The organism is Streptacidiphilus albus JL83, assembly GCF_000744705.1.
Classification (GTDB): Bacteria; Actinomycetota; Actinomycetes; order Streptomycetales; family Streptomycetaceae; genus Streptacidiphilus; species Streptacidiphilus albus.
The window spans coordinates 647,959-662,533 of record NZ_JQML01000001.1; the positions used below are offsets into that span (position 1 = coordinate 647,959).

Here is a 14,575-nt window from a genome sequence, read left to right on the forward strand (position 1 = left end):
ACCATGCGACTGATCGCTGTCGAAGAGCACTTCCTGCCGTCCGAGCACGCGCCGGAGGTGATGGGCGGCCACGGGTTGCCGCCCGGGGTGGCGGGCCCGTTGGCGGACCTCGGCGCCGGACGGATCGCGGTGATGGACGCGGCCGGCATCGACGTCCAGGTGCTGTCCGTGGTCGCCCCGGCCGCCCAGGAGGTGCCGCCCGCCCGCGCGGTCGACCTGGCGCGGGCTCTCAACGACCAGGCGGCCGAAGCGGTCCGGCAGCACCCGACCCGGTTCCGGGCGCTGGCGAGCCTGCCCATGCCCGACCCCGAGTCCGCCGCGGCCGAGGCCGTCCGGGCCGTGCGCGAGCTGGGCTTCAGCGGGCTGATCATCAACGGTCACACGGCCGGCCGGTTCCTCGACGACGCCGAGTTCGACCCGGTACTGGCGGCGGCGGAGGAGCTCGGCGTCCCGGTGTACCTGCACCCCACCTATCCGCCGGCCGCCGTCGCCGAGGCCTACGGCTCGGGTCTCGACCCGGCGGCCGGGGCGCTGCTGATGACGGCGGGGTGGGGCTGGCACGTGGAGACCGGCATGCACATCCTGCGGATGGTGCTGGGCGGGGTGTTCGACCGGCACCCGGGGCTGCAGGTCGTCGTCGGGCACATGGGTGAGAACCTGCCGTTCTCCCTGCTGCGCGCCGATGCGGTGCTCAGCCGGTTCCGGCCGGGGCAGGAGTCCGTCGCCGACACCGTGCGCTCCCACGTCCACCTGACCATCAGCGGCTACACCACCGTCGCTCCGCTGCAGTGCGCGCTGACGGTGTTCGGCGCCGACCGGCTGATGTTCGCCACGGACTACCCGTTCGGCAGCCCGGCCGAGCACGCCGCCTTCCTGGAGACCGCGCCGCTCGCCCCCGAGGACCGCGAGAAGATCGCACATGGCAACGCCGAACGGCTGTTCGCCGTCTGAGCCGGCGCGGCATTCGCGCGCGTGTGTGTCCGCTGTCTGTTCAGCAGCCGTGAGTCCGGGGTTCGGATGCGTACGGGTTACCGTGCGCCGGCCTGGATGGCGAGGACGCGGGTTCCGAGGGCCGCCAGCTGCGTGGTTCCGGCCAATATGTCGGCGATGCCCTTGCCGGCCTCAGTAGCGTTCATCTTCGCGACGCCGTCGTAGCACAGTGAGGTACCGGTGGTGTAGTCGGCGAGGGTCTTCGCCCAGTGCAACTGTGCCTGCGGGTCGGGAATAGGGCCGTAGTCCACAGCACTGGTCGTGGCGCTGGCGAGGATGGCGCAGTCGCCGCCCACGGCCGAGACGTTCTCGGCGCTGGCGTCCGAGCGGAGCCGAGTGAAGTCGGTTCCCAGAGTGCTGATGTCGGCCTTGCCGCCACCGTTGAACCAGGCGGCGACCTTCTGCGCCATGGAGTCGCCGGTGCTGCTGTCGGGCGTGGCCGACGCCGCGGTGACTGCAGGCCCGGTGGCGGTTGCCGTGGCGATCGGCTTGGCGGTACCACTGCTGCAGGCGCCCACTCCCAATGTCACGACGCTGAGCAGTACTGCCGCACCCAGTGCCCTGGACGTGGTATTCATGTTGCCGTTCCCCCAGTGATCTGCGAGGGCGGCGCAGGCGTCGTGGTTGCCCCAGGAGACGTAGCGGGCCCGGCCCTCCTGCGCCAGGCGCACGTAGCGCTCCAGGATGCCGAGCTGGCTGAGCGCCTCGTGCACGGCCAGGGCCACGATCTCGATGCCGTAGCCCGACCGCCGGTACGCGGCCACCTCCGCCAGGAACTCCCGCAGGTCGGCCAGCGCCGCCTCGGCCAACGCGTCGTACCGGCCCGCCCGCACCCGGGACTCCACCTCGGCCTGCCACCGGTAGGTGTCCGCCCGCACCCGCACGCCGGCCGTGCGCACATCCTCGCCCAGGTAGCCGGGGTAGCCGGGGTGGACGTCCTTGTAGGCGTCGCGGTCCACGCGCACTGCACCGCCCCTGGCGGCGAGCGCCACGTGCACCAGGTCCACAACCAGGGTCTTGCCGCTGCCCGCCTGCCCGAGAACGAACACCGTCACCGGCCGTTACTGCGCCACCGCACCGCCCAGCACCACAGGCAGGATCCGGCCCGCGACAATCCGCTCGCCCTGGTCGGGGCCCCGTCCGCCGGGCCCGGCTATGCCCGAGGTCACGGCAGCTCCCGGGGCTCGTGCACGGCCCCGGTCGCCTTGGGCGGCCGACCGATCCGGTTCGGCGGCGGCCAGTGCTCCTCCAGGCCGGCGAGGAACCCGGGCGGGTCGGCGACCAGCGCGGCACAGCAGGCGAGCACGAAGCCGCGCAGCTCCCGGTCGCCCAGGGCCTGCTGGGTCGCAGTCTTCAGCGCGCCCGGGACACGGACGCCCAACGATGGATCACGGTGCTGGCTACTCACGGAGGAGATCATGTCATAAGTGGCCAGCCACTTATGACATGGGAGGACAAGTCCTTTCGTCGCCCGCCGGACCGGCGGCGGGACCGCTTCGGCCCGGTGGCTGCCGGGGTGGGCGGGGCGACGGTAGGGTGGGTGTGCCCGAGCAGCAGACGAGGTGCCCGATGTCCGTGCAGCCGATCCACAGCGCCCACCACGCGCCGATCGCGCGCACCCGGAACGCGGTCGCCTCCGCCCTACCAGCCGGACAGAGGATGGACTTCTACCTCGAAATGGGCGAGGCCTCCCCCGAACAGATCGGCCAGGTACTGACCCGCTGGCGGCTCCTGCTCCAGGTCGCGGCCGACCCAGCCACCGCCGCCACCGCGGTCACTGTGAAGGCCGGCACCGCATCCGGCCGCGGTGCCACCGCCGTCCTGCGCGAGCTGCACCACAGCGGCACCAGCCAGGCCCCTGGGAGGACACTGTGAGCACCCACCCCGAGCGCCCCGAGGACGCGGAACTGATCCCGGCCCCCGCGCACTCCCCGGAGGCGCTGCGCGCCGCCTTGGCCAAGGTCGCGCCGCACCGCCTGCCCGAGATGGAGCAGCAGAAGAACGAGGTGTTCGCGCTCGCCGTCGAGTCCGGCTCGATCGCCCCGCTGCGCACCTTCATCCTGACGTGGGCCGCCCACATCGAGATCGCCCGGAACCTGGAGTCCGCCGCCCGGCTGAGGGCGGCGGAGCACCTCATGCAGGTCCTGGACCCCGGCACCGGGCAGTGGCGGGAAGCGGCCCGCGAGTGCACCGCCCTCTTCGACCACGCCTACGCGAAGGTCAGCGCGTGACCTGGTCCTGGGAGTACGACCCCAGCGAGGAGTACCTGACCGAGGGCGCGCCCGAAGCGTTCATCGCCGAAGTCGAGACCAAGGCCGACGAACTGGTCCGTGCTGCCCATGCCCTCTACCTCGACGGCGCCACGTACCAGGGCGCCGGTGAGCCCATGAAGACCGCGATCGTCCCGAGCGGCTTCTTCCTCTACACCGTGGTGCCGCGCAGCGAGTGCGTCTACATCCTGCGCCTGCACGCCCTCTGACCGCCGCAACCCGGCCCGCTCGGCCACTGCCGAGTCCGGCTGGCCCGGTGAGGGCGTGGCGGCCGTAGTTGGTGAGTGCCCCTCGAAGACCTGGCTGCGGTAGACCGCCAAAGGGCACGAACCGCCCATGACATGCGGGGACACGATCATCTCGCGGTCGAGTCGCCACTCGCCGCACTGCGGGGCGTGACCGCCCTGGAGCGCGCCGCGGCAGCCACCGGAATGACCGCCACCTACGCCGTCCACTCGGACGTCGATGCGGAGGAGCTGACCTGGGACGCGACGGCAGTGTCCCTGGGCATCCCCGAGAAGGATGCCACGAGCCTGATGTACCGCTTCCTGCGGCGAAGGGCCCGCCGGCTTCGTGATGACGGACGCCCGGGCTTCACGGCCACTGTCTCCTATCGCTCGGGCGAGGCGGCCGCAACGTGGGAACTGAGTGTGGATCAGGCCTCTGGCCTGGTTCGTCACTTGAAAGGCTTCCCGACCGCGAACGGCACGGCCGAGGAGGCGAGGCTCGACTCGGTCGACTACACCCCCGCGTTCACCGACCGCGACTTCGAAGCCGTGGTCCAGCCCACGGCCAAGGTCTTCGACCCTGATCTACCGCACCTCCAGACACAATCGGGCGCCGGACACCCGCAAACACCGACGGTGCTCCTGCCGCAGGCATCGCACTGACCGCCTCCGTCCCTGGCCCGCAGACAGAGTCGTCGACCTGTCGGCCGACACTGCAGCCCGGTACACCACCAAGACGTGACTCGACCTTCCCTGCCTGCGCCTTCGGCTCGACAACCAGTCCCACGGGGCCACCGAGATGGGCGCCAGCGGCCAACAAGTCGGACCCAGTACTCTCAACCCAACGCCCCTGCCACGGAGATCACCTATGCCGCCCCTTCGCTCGACGAAGGCACTCGCCCCCCTCCTCGGGGCCTCGCTGCTCAGCTGCGCCGTCACCGCGTCCCCGGCCCTCGCCGACGCGCCCGCCCAGGCCGGCGTCTCGTTCGGGAACATCACCGCCGGCCAGACCCTGACCGGCGACACCCAGGTCACCCTGAACGTCCAGAACTCGGCCACCGACCCGATGACCTTCGTCCAGCTCACCGCTGCCCAGTTCATCGGGACGACGCCTCCCGTCCGGCTGCGCCGGCAGATACCGCTGCCCGCCGACTGCACCACCAGTTGCACCGTGACCGCCGACCTGGACACCACAGCCCTGACCCAGGGCGGCAGCGGCTCACCGGCACTCCCGGTACTGGACGACGGAGCCATCCGCCTCATCGCGCAGGCGTACAACGCAAATACCGAGACCGCCGAGGACATGGTCGACGCGCTGGTCGACAACCACCGCCCGAACAATGTCGTGCCCGGCTCCACCACGCGATCGAGCCCGACGGCCCCGGTGGGCCTGGCCGGTGACAGCTCCTTCACCGTGCAGGCGACCGCGACGCCCGGGGCCAGCGCACCCGCCGGCACCACCGTCACCACCGTGCAGCTCCTGGTCCCGGGCCAAGCCGCCTGGCCCACGCTGCAGCTGACTCCCTCTGCGGACGGCACGAGCTGGAGCACCACGCTCGACACCCGGGCCATCCCCTCCGGCGCCTACCCCGCCGAGGTCGTCGCCATCGACAGCAACGGCACCGTCGGCGACCCCACCCCGCTCACCCTGGTCGTCGACCACGCACCCACCCTGAGCCTGAACTCCGGCACCGTGGAACCGAACGCCCTGGAAGACACCGTCGTGTACTACAAGTACGGTGCCAGCACACTGGGCTGCGGAAGCGGCGCGCAGTACGTCGCGCCCCAGCAGATCTCCGTCTCCGTGGACGGCACCCTGTGGAACACCGCCCCGGCCTCCGCCATCGGCCTCCCGCCGGACTGCTTCCTCCACCTCGGCGGCACCGGCGAGATCACCCGCCCACTCCCTTACGGACACCACCAACTCACCGTCGCCATCACCGACAACCGAGGCCGCACCACCACAGCGACCTCGGCGATAACCGTCGCCCTGCCGCTGAACGTGCAGTGGACGGGAGTCGCCAGCACGCTGATCGTCGGACTTGACACCGACATCAACCTGCGCACCACCATCACCGCCCCCGACGGCTACAGCAAACTCGCCAACTGGTCCATCATCGACCGCTCCGGCTCGGGCACCAGCTCCAGCAGCGGCACCTACCCCAGCACACCCTCCTGGCCCGACTGGTACTCGATCGCCACCGGCACCGACGAAGTCGAACTGGCGGTCGGATCCGACAACGGCCTGACCACCGACAGCGTCCTGAACATCGACGTCGTCCCCACCACGGCCACCGCCCTCCGCCTCTCCACCACCCGGGCCCGCCGCAACACCGTGGTCACCTTCTCCGGGCACCTCGACCAGTGCACCAGCCTGAGCACCCTGGCCCGTCCCGCACTCCGCAACGCCTGGGCCCTGCTCCAGTTCCGCCCCGCCGGCAGCACCACCTGGACCACCAAGGCCGAGGCCGTCACCAACGTCTACGGGAACGTCTTCTTCCAACAGAAGGCCACCGCCACCGGCGCCTGGCGGATCACCACCGCCACCACCACGGGCTGGACGGGATCCACCAGCACTACCAACACCCTGACGGTCACCGCGTAAGCGCAGCCTCAGGCACCGGTCAACCACGGCGCACCCTGCGGCCCTGCCCCGAACCCCGGGGCAGGGCCGCAGTCGACCCCGAGGACCGCCTGCGGATTCGGCTCTGACGCCGACTGGTCCGAGTCGGGGCACGCCCTGCCGCGCGCCAGCCGGCTCACGCGCTGCCGCGCCAGCGCAGCACCTCCAGCGCGGCGCCGACGTTGACGATGTTCTCCGCGAGCGGGCGGGGCAGCAGCTGGTCGGCGCGGGCCAGCCGGCGCAGCAGGGTGTTGCGGTGCGCCGGCAGCCGGGCCGCGGCGTGCGAGGCGTTGCATTCGGCGGCGATGAACACCCGCACCGCCTCGACCACCTCGGGACCGGCCGTCTCCAACTCCCCGAGGGTCCGCTTGACGAAGTGCTCGGCCCGTTCCGGGTCCGCGGTGAGCAGCGCGACCAGCTCCACCTCCTCGTGGGTGGCCAGCCGTTGCGGCGACGAGAGCCGCGCCAGCATCCGCTGCACGGTGAGCGCGTCGAGATGGCTGCGCCGGAAGCCGTCGACGCCCACGGCGGTGGAGCCGAGGGCGACCCGCACGTCGGGTCCGACGGTGTCGGCGTGCAGCCGGGCCGGGTCGGGGCGGCCGTGCATCCAGATCCACCGGGTGGTGGCGCCGGCGAGCACCGTGAGCGGGCGCTGCTCGGCGTCGGCGGCCGCGGCGACCCGGTCGGCGGTGCGGTCCAGCACGCCCAGATCGACGTCGGGGTCCTCGCTCCAGATGATCGCCGCGGTGTGCCGGCCGCTGAGCCGGTAGCCCAGCTGCTGTTCGGCGCGTGGCCGCGGGATCGGCGCGCCGTCCAGCAGCAGGCTGACCACCTCCCGGCGCTCGGCGTGGGTGCCCCGGGTCAGTGCCTCGCGCTCGAGCGACATCTGCTCGGAGATGGCGGCGACCGTGTCGTCGACGAACGCCGAGATCGAGCGGCAGGAGACGTCGAGCAGCTGGCGCAGTTGCTCGGGGTCGGCGGTGAGGGTGCAGGCGATCTGCGTCCAGAAGCGCAGCGCGATGCCCTGCCCGACCCGGTACGCGTCCAGCGCCGACTCGTTCAGCCCGCGCCGGACCAGGTCGCGGGCGACCGCCAGCGGCTCGTCGCCCACGTTGGCCGGCACCCGCCGACCGGGGGCGCGGACATTGGCGGCGGCCCAGAACAGCAGGTTGGACCGGTTGGTGCGGCGGGTCGCCGCCGCGAACACCGGGTCGTCCGCCAGCTTCTGCCGGTTCACCCCGGACAGCGTCGCCCGGTCCAGCTCCGCCAGCCAGTCGGCCGGCGGGTTCAGCGCCAGCTGCGCCCCGCTCCGGATCAGCTCACGTACCTGCGGCGACGGCAGCTCCCAGTCCATGGGCCCAGCCTACGGCCAGTGGTGTGTTCTGCCTCACTCCGGGGCCTGATCGGTGCACTTTGTGCTGGTTCTGCGGCGCGGCGGCGGCCAGGATGGAGGCTGTTCGGTACCGGTGTCCGCTTCGGAAGTAGGCCGTATGCCTCTGACTGCCCCTCAGCCGTCCTCGGTCGACGTCCTGATCGTGGGTGCCGGGATCTCCGGCATCGGTGCCGCGTACTACCTGCAGCGCGAGCACCCGCAGCGCAGCTACGCCGTCCTGGAGGCGCGCGCGGCCTCCGGCGGCACCTGGGACCTGTTCCGCTACCCGGGCATCCGCTCGGACTCGGACCTGCACACCTTCGGCTACGAGTTCAAGCCGTGGCGCGACGAGCACTCGATCGCCGACGGCGACCGGATCCTCGCCTATGTGCGCGAGGCGGCGGCCGAGCACGGCATCGACCGGAAGATCCGCTTCAACACGAAGGTGCTGAGCGCGTCCTGGTCCTCGTCCGACGCGCGCTGGAGCGTGGAGGTCGAGTCCGCCGAGACCGGCGAGCGCACGACGCTCAGCTGCAACTGGATCTTCTGCGCCGGCGGCTACTACCGCTACGACGAGGGCTTCACCCCGCGCTTCGAGGGCCGGGAGGAGTTCCGCGGGCAGGTGGTGCACCCGCAGCACTGGCCGCAGGACCTGGACAGCACCGGCAAGCGGGTGCTGGTGATCGGCAGCGGGGCCACCGCGGTCACCCTGGTCCCGGCCCTGGCCGGGACCGCCGCACACGTCACCATGCTGCAGCGCACCCCGAGTTACGTGATGCCGGTGCCCGCGAAGGACCGGCTCGCCAACCAGCTGCGCAGCCTGCTCGGCGAGGAGCGCGGGTACGCGGTCGCGCGCCGCAAGAACATCCTCCAGCAGCAGGCGGTCTGGCGGTTCTGCCAGAAGTACCCGAAGGCGGCCCGGCGGCTGATCCGGCGCTACAACCGGAAGCTGCTGCCCGCCGGCTACCCCGTCGACGAGCACTTCAACCCGCCCTACGACCCCTGGGACCAGCGGCTGTGCGCCGTGCCCAACGGCGACCTGTTCCGCGCCATCCGCGAGGGCCGGGCGTCGGTGGCCACCGACCGCATCGCGAGGTTCACCGCGACCGGCGTGCTGCTGGAGTCGGGCCGCACCCTGGAGGCGGACCTCATCGTCACCGCCACCGGCCTGAACGTACAGGCCATGGGCGGGATCGAGCTGACCGTCGACGGCGAGCCGGTCCGGCTGGCCGACACGGTCGCCTACAAGGGGATGATGCTCTCCGGGGTGCCGAACTTCGCCTACGCGATCGGCTACACCAACTCCTCCTGGACCCTGAAGGTCGGCCTGCTCTGCGAGCACTTCTGCCGACTGCTGACCCGGATGGACGCCCGGGGCGTCGACATCGCGCGCCCGGTGCTCGCCGATCCGGCCATGCCGACCCGGCCGTTCCTCGACTTCGGCGCCGGGTACATTCAACGCGTGATCGACCTGCTCCCGCGCCAGGGCGACCGCGCGCCGTGGCGGACCTCGCTGAACTACAGCGGCGACGTCAAGCTCCTGCGCCACCTGCCCGTTGACGACCCCGACCTGCACTTCGACCGCAGCACCCGCACCCCGGAGGCCGTCCATGGTTGACCCCGACTGGCAGCCGGACCTCCTCGGCGAGGGCTACCACCGGCACGAGCTCGAACTCGGCGCCGACCCGGACGGCGAGGGCTCGATCGCCGCCGTGCTGGTCCGGCGCGAGCCCCGGCCGGACGAGGCCGTGCACGGCGCGGTGCTGTACGTGCACGGCTTCACCGACTACTTCTTCCAGACCGGGCTGGCCGATGCCTTCGCCCGGCACGGCCTGGCCTTCTACGGCCTCGACCTGCGCAAGTGCGGTCGGGGCCTGCGACCGGGGCAGACCGCGCACTACGTCTCGGACCTCGCCCGGTACGACGAGGAGCTCGAACGCTCGCTCGCGATCGTCACCGCCGCCCATCCCGGGCTGCCGGTGGTCGTCGCCGCGCACTCCACCGGCGGGCTGGTCACCTCGCTCTGGCTGGACCGCCGACGCGCGGCCGGGCGGGTCGCCCCGGTCACCGGTCTGGTGCTCAACAGTCCCTGGTTCGACCTGCAGGGCAGTGCGGTGCAGCGCGGCCCGGTCACCCAGGCCCTGCGCGTCCTGGCGAAGGTCCGTCCCTACCAGGTGCTGAAGCTGCCCACGAGCGTGTACGGGGACACCCTGCACATCAGCCGCACCGGGGAGTGGGACTTCGACCTCGCCATCAAGCCGCTGGCCGGGTTCCCGGTCACCCTGGGCTGGCTGAACGCGGTGCGGCGCGGGCACGCCCGGCTCCACCGCGGCCTGGACGTCGGTGTCCCCTCGCTGGTCCTGCGCTCCGACCGCACCCACTTCTCGTCCCGGTACTCGCCGCTGAGCGACCGGGCCGACACCGTGCTCGACGTCGCGCAGATCGCCCGGTGGGCCGGCTGCCTCGGCGGCGAGACGACGGTCGTTCCGATCCCGGGCGCCCGCCACGACGTGTTCCTGTCGCTGGCCGAGCCGCGCGAGCAGGCCTACGCGGCGCTGGACGCCTGGCTCGACCGGCAGGGCGCCGGCCGACCGGCTGACGAGCCGACCGACTGACGGGCCGACCGACTGACCGGCCCCGGCGGGGCGCTTTCCGGCCAGACTGCGCCCCGCGGCGACGCCGCCCGTGCAGCAGGGCGACAGAGCGGGTAGAAGCCCGCAAACGGGGCGCGCGGATCCGCCGGCGCCCCGGCCGGATCTGGTGAGGTGGACCGTGTCCGAGCTCAACCCTGTTGCGGTAGCGACGTTCTGCGGCAACTGCAACTGCGGCTGCCCGCAGTTGTTCGTCGACCCCGACGCGCCCGAGGAGCGCCGGGTCCGGATCACCGACGACTTCGGCCAGCAGATCCAGATGAGCGCCGACCAGTTCCTCGACCTGGTCGAGCAGGCCAAGTCCGGCGCCCTGGACGGCAGCGCGCTCGCCCTGCACTGACCGCCCGCACCACCGCCTGCCCGTCGTACCGGATTCGCCGCTCGCGGCACCGGTGCGGCGGGCAGGCGGCTTTTCCGGTACCCCCGCGCACCGCCACGGCCTCCCCTCGACATCCTTATTGAAAACGATTATCTTTTCACTGCGGCGGCGCGGATGCGCCCGCACCACCATGTGATCGAGGGGAAGTCCCGTTATGGGCATACGCGTTCTGTCCTACCGCCTCCGGGGAGCAACGGCGGCAGGGGTCACCGCGCTGGCGCTGCTGATGACCGGCTGCTCCAGTGCGGCGAAGAGCGAGACCGCAGCCGCCGACGCGTCGCAGGGGTCGGTGAAGAAGATCGTCGCCGTGGGCGCGGAGAACGAGTACGCCGACGTGATCGGCCAGATCGGCGGCCGGTACGTCTCGGTGACCGGGATCATGAGCAATCCCAACACCGACCCCCACACCTTCGAGGCGGACCCCAAGGTCGCCCAGGTGGTGAGCGCGGCGCAGCTGGTCGTGCAGAACGGGGTCGGCTACGACGACTTCATGACCAAGATCGAGCAGGCGTCCGGCGGTTCCGGCCGCCAGGTGATCGATGTGCAGAAGCTGCTCGGGCTGCCGGACTCCACGGCCAACCCGCACCTCTGGTACCAGCCGTCGACCATGCCCGCGGTCGCCCGGGCCATCGCCGCCGACCTGTCCACGCTCGACCCCGCGCACAAGGCCTACTACACGGCCAACCTCGCCACCTTCGACACGTCGGTGCAGGCGTACACCTCGGCGGTGGCCGCGCTGAAGGCGCGGTACGCCGGGACGGCGGTGGCCACCACCGAGCCGGTGGCGGACTACCTGCTGGACGCCGCCGGGATCGACAACCTGACGCCCTGGTCCTTCCAGGCCGACGTGATGAACGGGGTCGACCCCTCGCCGCAGGACGTCTCGCTGGAGAAGAGCCTGTTCACCGAGCACAAGGTGAAGGCCTTCGTCTACAACCAGCAGGTCACCGACTCGCTGACGGACTCGCTGCTGCAACTGGCGCACCAGAACCACATCCCGGTGGTCGGGGTCTACGAGACCATGCCCACCCCCGGCTACAGCTACCAGACCTGGATGGTGGCCGAGGCCTCGGCGCTGACCGACGCGTTCGCGCACGGCGCCTCGGCCCCGGTGCTGTGATGCCCGCCCCCGTGCTGGAACTGGAGGGGATCGGGGTGCGGCTGGGCGGCCGGGCGGTCCTGGACGGGGTCGGATTCACCGTCGCCCCGGGCGAGTTCACCGGGCTGATCGGCTCCAACGGGGCCGGCAAGACCACCGTCCTGCGGATCGTGATGGGCCTGCAGGCGCCCGACACGGGCCGGGTGCTGGTCGACGGCCTGCCGCTGGGACGGCGGAAGCGGTCCCTCGGCTACGTCCCGCAGAAGGTCGTGGTCGACCCCGACGCCCCGCTGCGCGCCCGCGACCTGGTCGCGCTCGGCCTGGACGGCGAGCGCATCGGCCCGCGCCTGCCGTCCCGGCGCGACCGGCAGCGGGTCGAGGAGATGCTCGACGCCGTGGACGCCGGCCGCTTCGCCGACGCCCGGGTGGGCACCCTCTCCGGCGGCGAGCAGCAACGGGTGCTGATCGCCCATGCGCTGATCAGCCGTCCTCGGCTACTGCTGATGGACGAGCCGCTGGCCAACCTGGACATCCGCAGCGGGCAGGAGATCGTGGACCGGCTCGCCCGGATCGCCAGGGAGCAGGGCGTGGCGGTACTGATGTCGGCGCACGACATGAACCCGCTGCTGCCGGTGCTGGACCGGATCGTCTACGTGGCCGGGGGACGGGTGGCCGTGGGCACCACGGACGAGGTGGTCCGCACCGAGGTCCTCAGCCGGTTGTACGGGCACCGGGTGAGCGTGCTGCGGGTGGACGGACGGATCCTGGTCGTCTCCGGCCAGGCGTCCCTGCCCGCGCCGGACGCCCCGGCCGCTGTGACCAGCGTGACCGTCGAGGCCGCCGTGACCACTGTGACCGCCGGCGCGACCGCAGAGAGGCTGTGATGGGGACCGTCGTCGACACCGTCTTCGGGCCGGGCTTCTTCGCCAGCGATCCGGTCCGGTCGGCACTGGTCACCGGGCTGGTGGTGGCACTGGTCTCCGGCGCGCTGGGCGTGTTCACCGTGCTGCGCGGGCAGTCCTTCGCCGGACACGCGCTCAGCGACCTCGGCACCCTGGGCGGCTCCAGCGCCGCCCTGGCCGGCGTCGGCCCGCTGTGGGGCTTCGTCGGCGTCGGGGTGGTGGTCGCCGGGGTGATGGAGCTGTTCGGCACCGGGCAGCGGCGCGGCCGCGACGTCGCCACCGGACTGGTCCTCAGCGCGGCGCTGGGCCTGTCGGCGCTGTTCCTCTACCTCGACACCACCTATGACAGCACCACCGGAGTGACCATCACCATCCTCTTCGGTTCACTGTTCACGGTCGGCAGCGGCACCGTCCCGCTGCTGGTCCTGCTCGGGCTGGCCGTGCTCGCCGTGCTGACCCTGCTCCACCGGCCGCTGCTGCTCAGCTCGGTCCACGCGGACCTGGCCGCCGCCCGCGGCATCCCGGTCCGGCTGCTGGGCCTGGGCTTCCTGGTGCTGCTGGCGCTGGCCACCGCGCTGTCGTCGATGAGCGTGGGCACCATCCTCAGTCCCGCGCTGCTGGTCGGCCCGGCGGCCACGGCCCTGCGGCTGACCCGCCGTCCGGTCGCGGCGATGGCCCTGGCCGGACTCATCGGCACGGCCGCGACCTGGATCGGGATCGTCCTGGCCTACGACAGCTACCGGTGGCCCCCCGGCGGACACGGCTGGCCGGTCAGCTTCTTCGTGGTCACGCTGGTCTTCACGCTGTACCTGCTCGCCGACCTCATCGCCCGGGCCACCACGACCCGCGCCCACCGGCGCGGCACCGGCCGGCGTCCCGCCGCCACCGCACCGGCCCCGGCGGAGGTGAGCTGACCGTGTTCGCCTCCTTCATGCTCAACGCCTGGGTGGTGGCCAGTGTCGTCGCCGTGGTCGCCGCCGTCGTCGGCTTCTTCGTGGTGCTGCGCGGGTCGACCTTCGTCGCCCACGCGGTGCCGCAGTCGGCCTTCGCCGGGGCCGCCGGGGCCGCCCTGCTGGGCGTCAGCACCCTGCTGGGGCTCGGCGTGTTCTCGCTGGGCGCCGCGCTGGGCATCGGCCGGCTCGGGCGGCGGGGCCGTCACGACGTGGTCACCGCGCTGGCGGTGGCCATGCTGCTCGGCACCGGTTCGCTGTTCCTCAGCTGGAGCACCGAGTACTCCCCCGAGATCTACGCCCTGCTGTTCGGCGAGGTCCTCGGGGTGAGCAGCGGCGAGATCGGCGTCACCGCGCTGCTCGGCGCGCTGTGCCTGCTGGCGGTGGCGGCGCTCTACCGGCCGCTGCTGCTGGCCTCGGTGCTGCCGGAGGTCGCGGCGGCGCGCGGGGTGCGGGTGCACCGGATGGAGACGGCCTTCCTGGTGGTGGTCGCCCTGGCCACCACCACCGCCGTGCCGGTGGTGGGCGCGCTGCTGATGTTCAGCCTGATGGTCGGCCCCTCGGCGGCCGCCCGCTGCCTGACCTCGCACCCGCTGCGGGCCATGGCCCTGGCCGTCGTCATCGCCCTGGGCTGCGTCTGGGGCGCGATCGCCGCCGCCTACCGCACCGACTGGCCGATCGGCTTCTACGTCACCGCCTTCGCCGGCGGCAGTTACCTCCTGGCCCAACTGCTGCGCTGGGCGCGGACGTCGCTCGCCCGGACCGGGGCCCCCGCGCTGCCATGACCGAGCCGAACGGGTCGGCCGACGCCGGCACGGCCAGGAACCGGTCACGCCCCGGCGGCATCGAGCTGCTGGGGCGTCCGACCGTGCAGCGCGCGGAGGTGCTGCAGGCCCTGATCGACCACGAGGGCTTCGTCGGCGCCCAGACCCTCCACGCGGCCCTGGTCGCGGCCGGCTCCGCGGTCGGTCTGAGCACCGCCACTTCCTGATCTGCCGGGGGTGCGGTCTCAGCCATCCGCTGGACGCCGCCGCGGTCGAGCTCTGGACCGAGCAGGTCGCCCGCGTCCACGGCTTCGCCGCCGTCCGGCACACCATCGAGCTCAGCGGCGT

Annotated in this window: 17 protein-coding genes; 14 read left to right on the forward strand and 3 right to left on the reverse strand. The window is 72.2% G+C overall.

The window, feature by feature from the left end; genetic code table 11:
• Positions 1 to 3: 3 nt before the first annotated feature.
• Complete coding sequence (locus BS75_RS03000) at positions 4 to 951, forward strand: amidohydrolase family protein (RefSeq protein WP_034087088.1); 948 nt, start codon at positions 4 to 6, stop codon at positions 949 to 951.
• Positions 952 to 1,028: 77 nt separating this feature from the next.
• Here the strand turns inward: BS75_RS03000 and BS75_RS03005 are convergent, their stop codons facing one another.
• Positions 1,029 to 2,045: a zeta toxin family protein gene (locus BS75_RS03005; RefSeq protein WP_034087089.1), complete on the reverse strand. Its 1,017-nt coding sequence runs from the start codon at positions 2,043 to 2,045 to the stop codon at positions 1,029 to 1,031.
• Positions 2,046 to 2,155: 110 nt separating this feature from the next.
• On the reverse strand, positions 2,156 to 2,398 hold the full coding sequence (locus BS75_RS49065; RefSeq protein ID WP_034092291.1) for a hypothetical protein: 243 nt from the start codon (positions 2,396 to 2,398) through the stop codon (positions 2,156 to 2,158).
• Positions 2,399 to 2,559: 161 nt separating this feature from the next.
• On the opposite strand from BS75_RS49065, the gene BS75_RS03015 reads away from it, so the two are divergent.
• From BS75_RS03015 to BS75_RS03035, 5 genes are all read left to right on the forward strand, one after another.
• Positions 2,560 to 2,865: a hypothetical protein gene (locus BS75_RS03015; protein ID WP_034087090.1), complete on the forward strand. Its 306-nt coding sequence runs from the start codon at positions 2,560 to 2,562 to the stop codon at positions 2,863 to 2,865.
• Positions 2,862 to 3,221, forward strand: a complete 360-nt coding sequence (locus tag BS75_RS47725; protein WP_042439863.1) for a hypothetical protein — start codon at positions 2,862 to 2,864, stop codon at positions 3,219 to 3,221. Before BS75_RS03015 ends, BS75_RS47725 begins: the two co-directional genes overlap by 4 nt.
• The gene (locus tag BS75_RS03025) at positions 3,218 to 3,469 is read left to right on the forward strand and encodes a hypothetical protein (RefSeq protein WP_034087091.1); all 252 of its coding nucleotides are present in this window, start codon (positions 3,218 to 3,220) and stop codon (positions 3,467 to 3,469) included. Before BS75_RS47725 ends, BS75_RS03025 begins: the two co-directional genes overlap by 4 nt.
• Positions 3,470 to 3,655: 186 nt before the next feature.
• On the forward strand, positions 3,656 to 4,150 hold the full coding sequence (locus BS75_RS03030; RefSeq protein ID WP_152646119.1) for a hypothetical protein: 495 nt from the start codon (positions 3,656 to 3,658) through the stop codon (positions 4,148 to 4,150).
• Positions 4,151 to 4,355: 205 nt separating this feature from the next.
• Positions 4,356 to 6,092 carry a hypothetical protein gene (locus tag BS75_RS03035; protein WP_034087093.1) on the forward strand — a complete coding sequence of 579 codons (1,737 nt, stop codon included), beginning with the start codon at positions 4,356 to 4,358 and terminating at the stop codon, positions 6,090 to 6,092.
• 154 nt (positions 6,093 to 6,246) lie between these two features.
• Here the strand turns inward: BS75_RS03035 and BS75_RS03040 are convergent, their stop codons facing one another.
• Entirely contained in the window at positions 6,247 to 7,464 is a 1,218-nt protein-coding gene (locus BS75_RS03040) for a helix-turn-helix domain-containing protein (protein WP_034087094.1), read from the reverse strand.
• A gap of 136 nt (positions 7,465 to 7,600) precedes the next feature.
• Between BS75_RS03040 and BS75_RS03045 the strand changes: the two genes are divergently transcribed.
• The 8 genes from BS75_RS03045 to BS75_RS49860 all read left to right on the forward strand — a co-directional run bounded on the left by BS75_RS03045 (position 7,601) and on the right by BS75_RS49860 (position 14,454).
• Entirely contained in the window at positions 7,601 to 9,100 is a 1,500-nt protein-coding gene (locus tag BS75_RS03045; RefSeq protein ID WP_152646118.1) for a flavin-containing monooxygenase, read from the forward strand.
• Positions 9,093 to 10,097: an alpha/beta hydrolase gene (locus BS75_RS03050; RefSeq protein WP_034087095.1), complete on the forward strand. Its 1,005-nt coding sequence runs from the start codon at positions 9,093 to 9,095 to the stop codon at positions 10,095 to 10,097. The genes BS75_RS03045 and BS75_RS03050 overlap by 8 nt, the downstream gene beginning before the upstream one ends.
• A 157-nt stretch (positions 10,098 to 10,254) precedes the next feature.
• Positions 10,255 to 10,473, forward strand: coding sequence for a hypothetical protein (locus BS75_RS03055; RefSeq protein WP_034087096.1), 219 nt, complete (start codon positions 10,255 to 10,257; stop codon positions 10,471 to 10,473).
• A 193-nt stretch (positions 10,474 to 10,666) separates the two neighbouring features.
• Complete coding sequence (locus tag BS75_RS03060; protein ID WP_042439862.1) at positions 10,667 to 11,632, forward strand: metal ABC transporter solute-binding protein, Zn/Mn family; 966 nt, start codon at positions 10,667 to 10,669, stop codon at positions 11,630 to 11,632.
• Entirely contained in the window at positions 11,632 to 12,495 is an 864-nt protein-coding gene (locus tag BS75_RS03065) for a metal ABC transporter ATP-binding protein (RefSeq protein WP_063771567.1), read from the forward strand. Before BS75_RS03060 ends, BS75_RS03065 begins: the two co-directional genes overlap by 1 nt.
• Positions 12,495 to 13,427: a metal ABC transporter permease gene (locus BS75_RS03070; protein WP_042439861.1), complete on the forward strand. Its 933-nt coding sequence runs from the start codon at positions 12,495 to 12,497 to the stop codon at positions 13,425 to 13,427. Before BS75_RS03065 ends, BS75_RS03070 begins: the two co-directional genes overlap by 1 nt.
• A 2-nt stretch (positions 13,428 to 13,429) precedes the next feature.
• Positions 13,430 to 14,248: a metal ABC transporter permease gene (locus BS75_RS03075; RefSeq protein WP_042439859.1), complete on the forward strand. Its 819-nt coding sequence runs from the start codon at positions 13,430 to 13,432 to the stop codon at positions 14,246 to 14,248.
• Positions 14,245 to 14,454, forward strand: coding sequence for a hypothetical protein (locus tag BS75_RS49860; RefSeq protein WP_034087097.1), 210 nt, complete (start codon positions 14,245 to 14,247; stop codon positions 14,452 to 14,454). Before BS75_RS03075 ends, BS75_RS49860 begins: the two co-directional genes overlap by 4 nt.
• Positions 14,455 to 14,575: the final 121 nt, after the last annotated feature.

What these genes read in the sequence shown, in the direction of transcription:
- BS75_RS03070 (WP_042439861.1), top strand. Translation starts at nt 12,495, where the DNA reads ATGGGGACCGTCGTCGACACCGTCTTCGGGCCGGGCTTCTTCGCCAGC.
- BS75_RS03065 (WP_063771567.1), top strand. Translation starts at nt 11,632, where the DNA reads ATGCCCGCCCCCGTGCTGGAACTGGAGGGGATCGGGGTGCGGCTGGGC.
- BS75_RS03035 (WP_034087093.1), top strand. Translation starts at nt 4,356, where the DNA reads ATGCCGCCCCTTCGCTCGACGAAGGCACTCGCCCCCCTCCTCGGGGCC.
- BS75_RS03000 (WP_034087088.1), top strand. Translation starts at nt 4, where the DNA reads ATGCGACTGATCGCTGTCGAAGAGCACTTCCTGCCGTCCGAGCACGCG.
- BS75_RS03040 (WP_034087094.1), bottom strand. Translation starts at nt 7,464, where the DNA reads ATGGACTGGGAGCTGCCGTCGCCGCAGGTACGTGAGCTGATCCGGAGC.
- BS75_RS03015 (WP_034087090.1), top strand. Translation starts at nt 2,560, where the DNA reads ATGTCCGTGCAGCCGATCCACAGCGCCCACCACGCGCCGATCGCGCGC.
- BS75_RS03045 (WP_152646118.1), top strand. Translation starts at nt 7,601, where the DNA reads ATGCCTCTGACTGCCCCTCAGCCGTCCTCGGTCGACGTCCTGATCGTG.
- BS75_RS03060 (WP_042439862.1), top strand. Translation starts at nt 10,667, where the DNA reads ATGGGCATACGCGTTCTGTCCTACCGCCTCCGGGGAGCAACGGCGGCA.
- BS75_RS03050 (WP_034087095.1), top strand. Translation starts at nt 9,093, where the DNA reads ATGGTTGACCCCGACTGGCAGCCGGACCTCCTCGGCGAGGGCTACCAC.
- BS75_RS49860 (WP_034087097.1), top strand. Translation starts at nt 14,245, where the DNA reads ATGACCGAGCCGAACGGGTCGGCCGACGCCGGCACGGCCAGGAACCGG.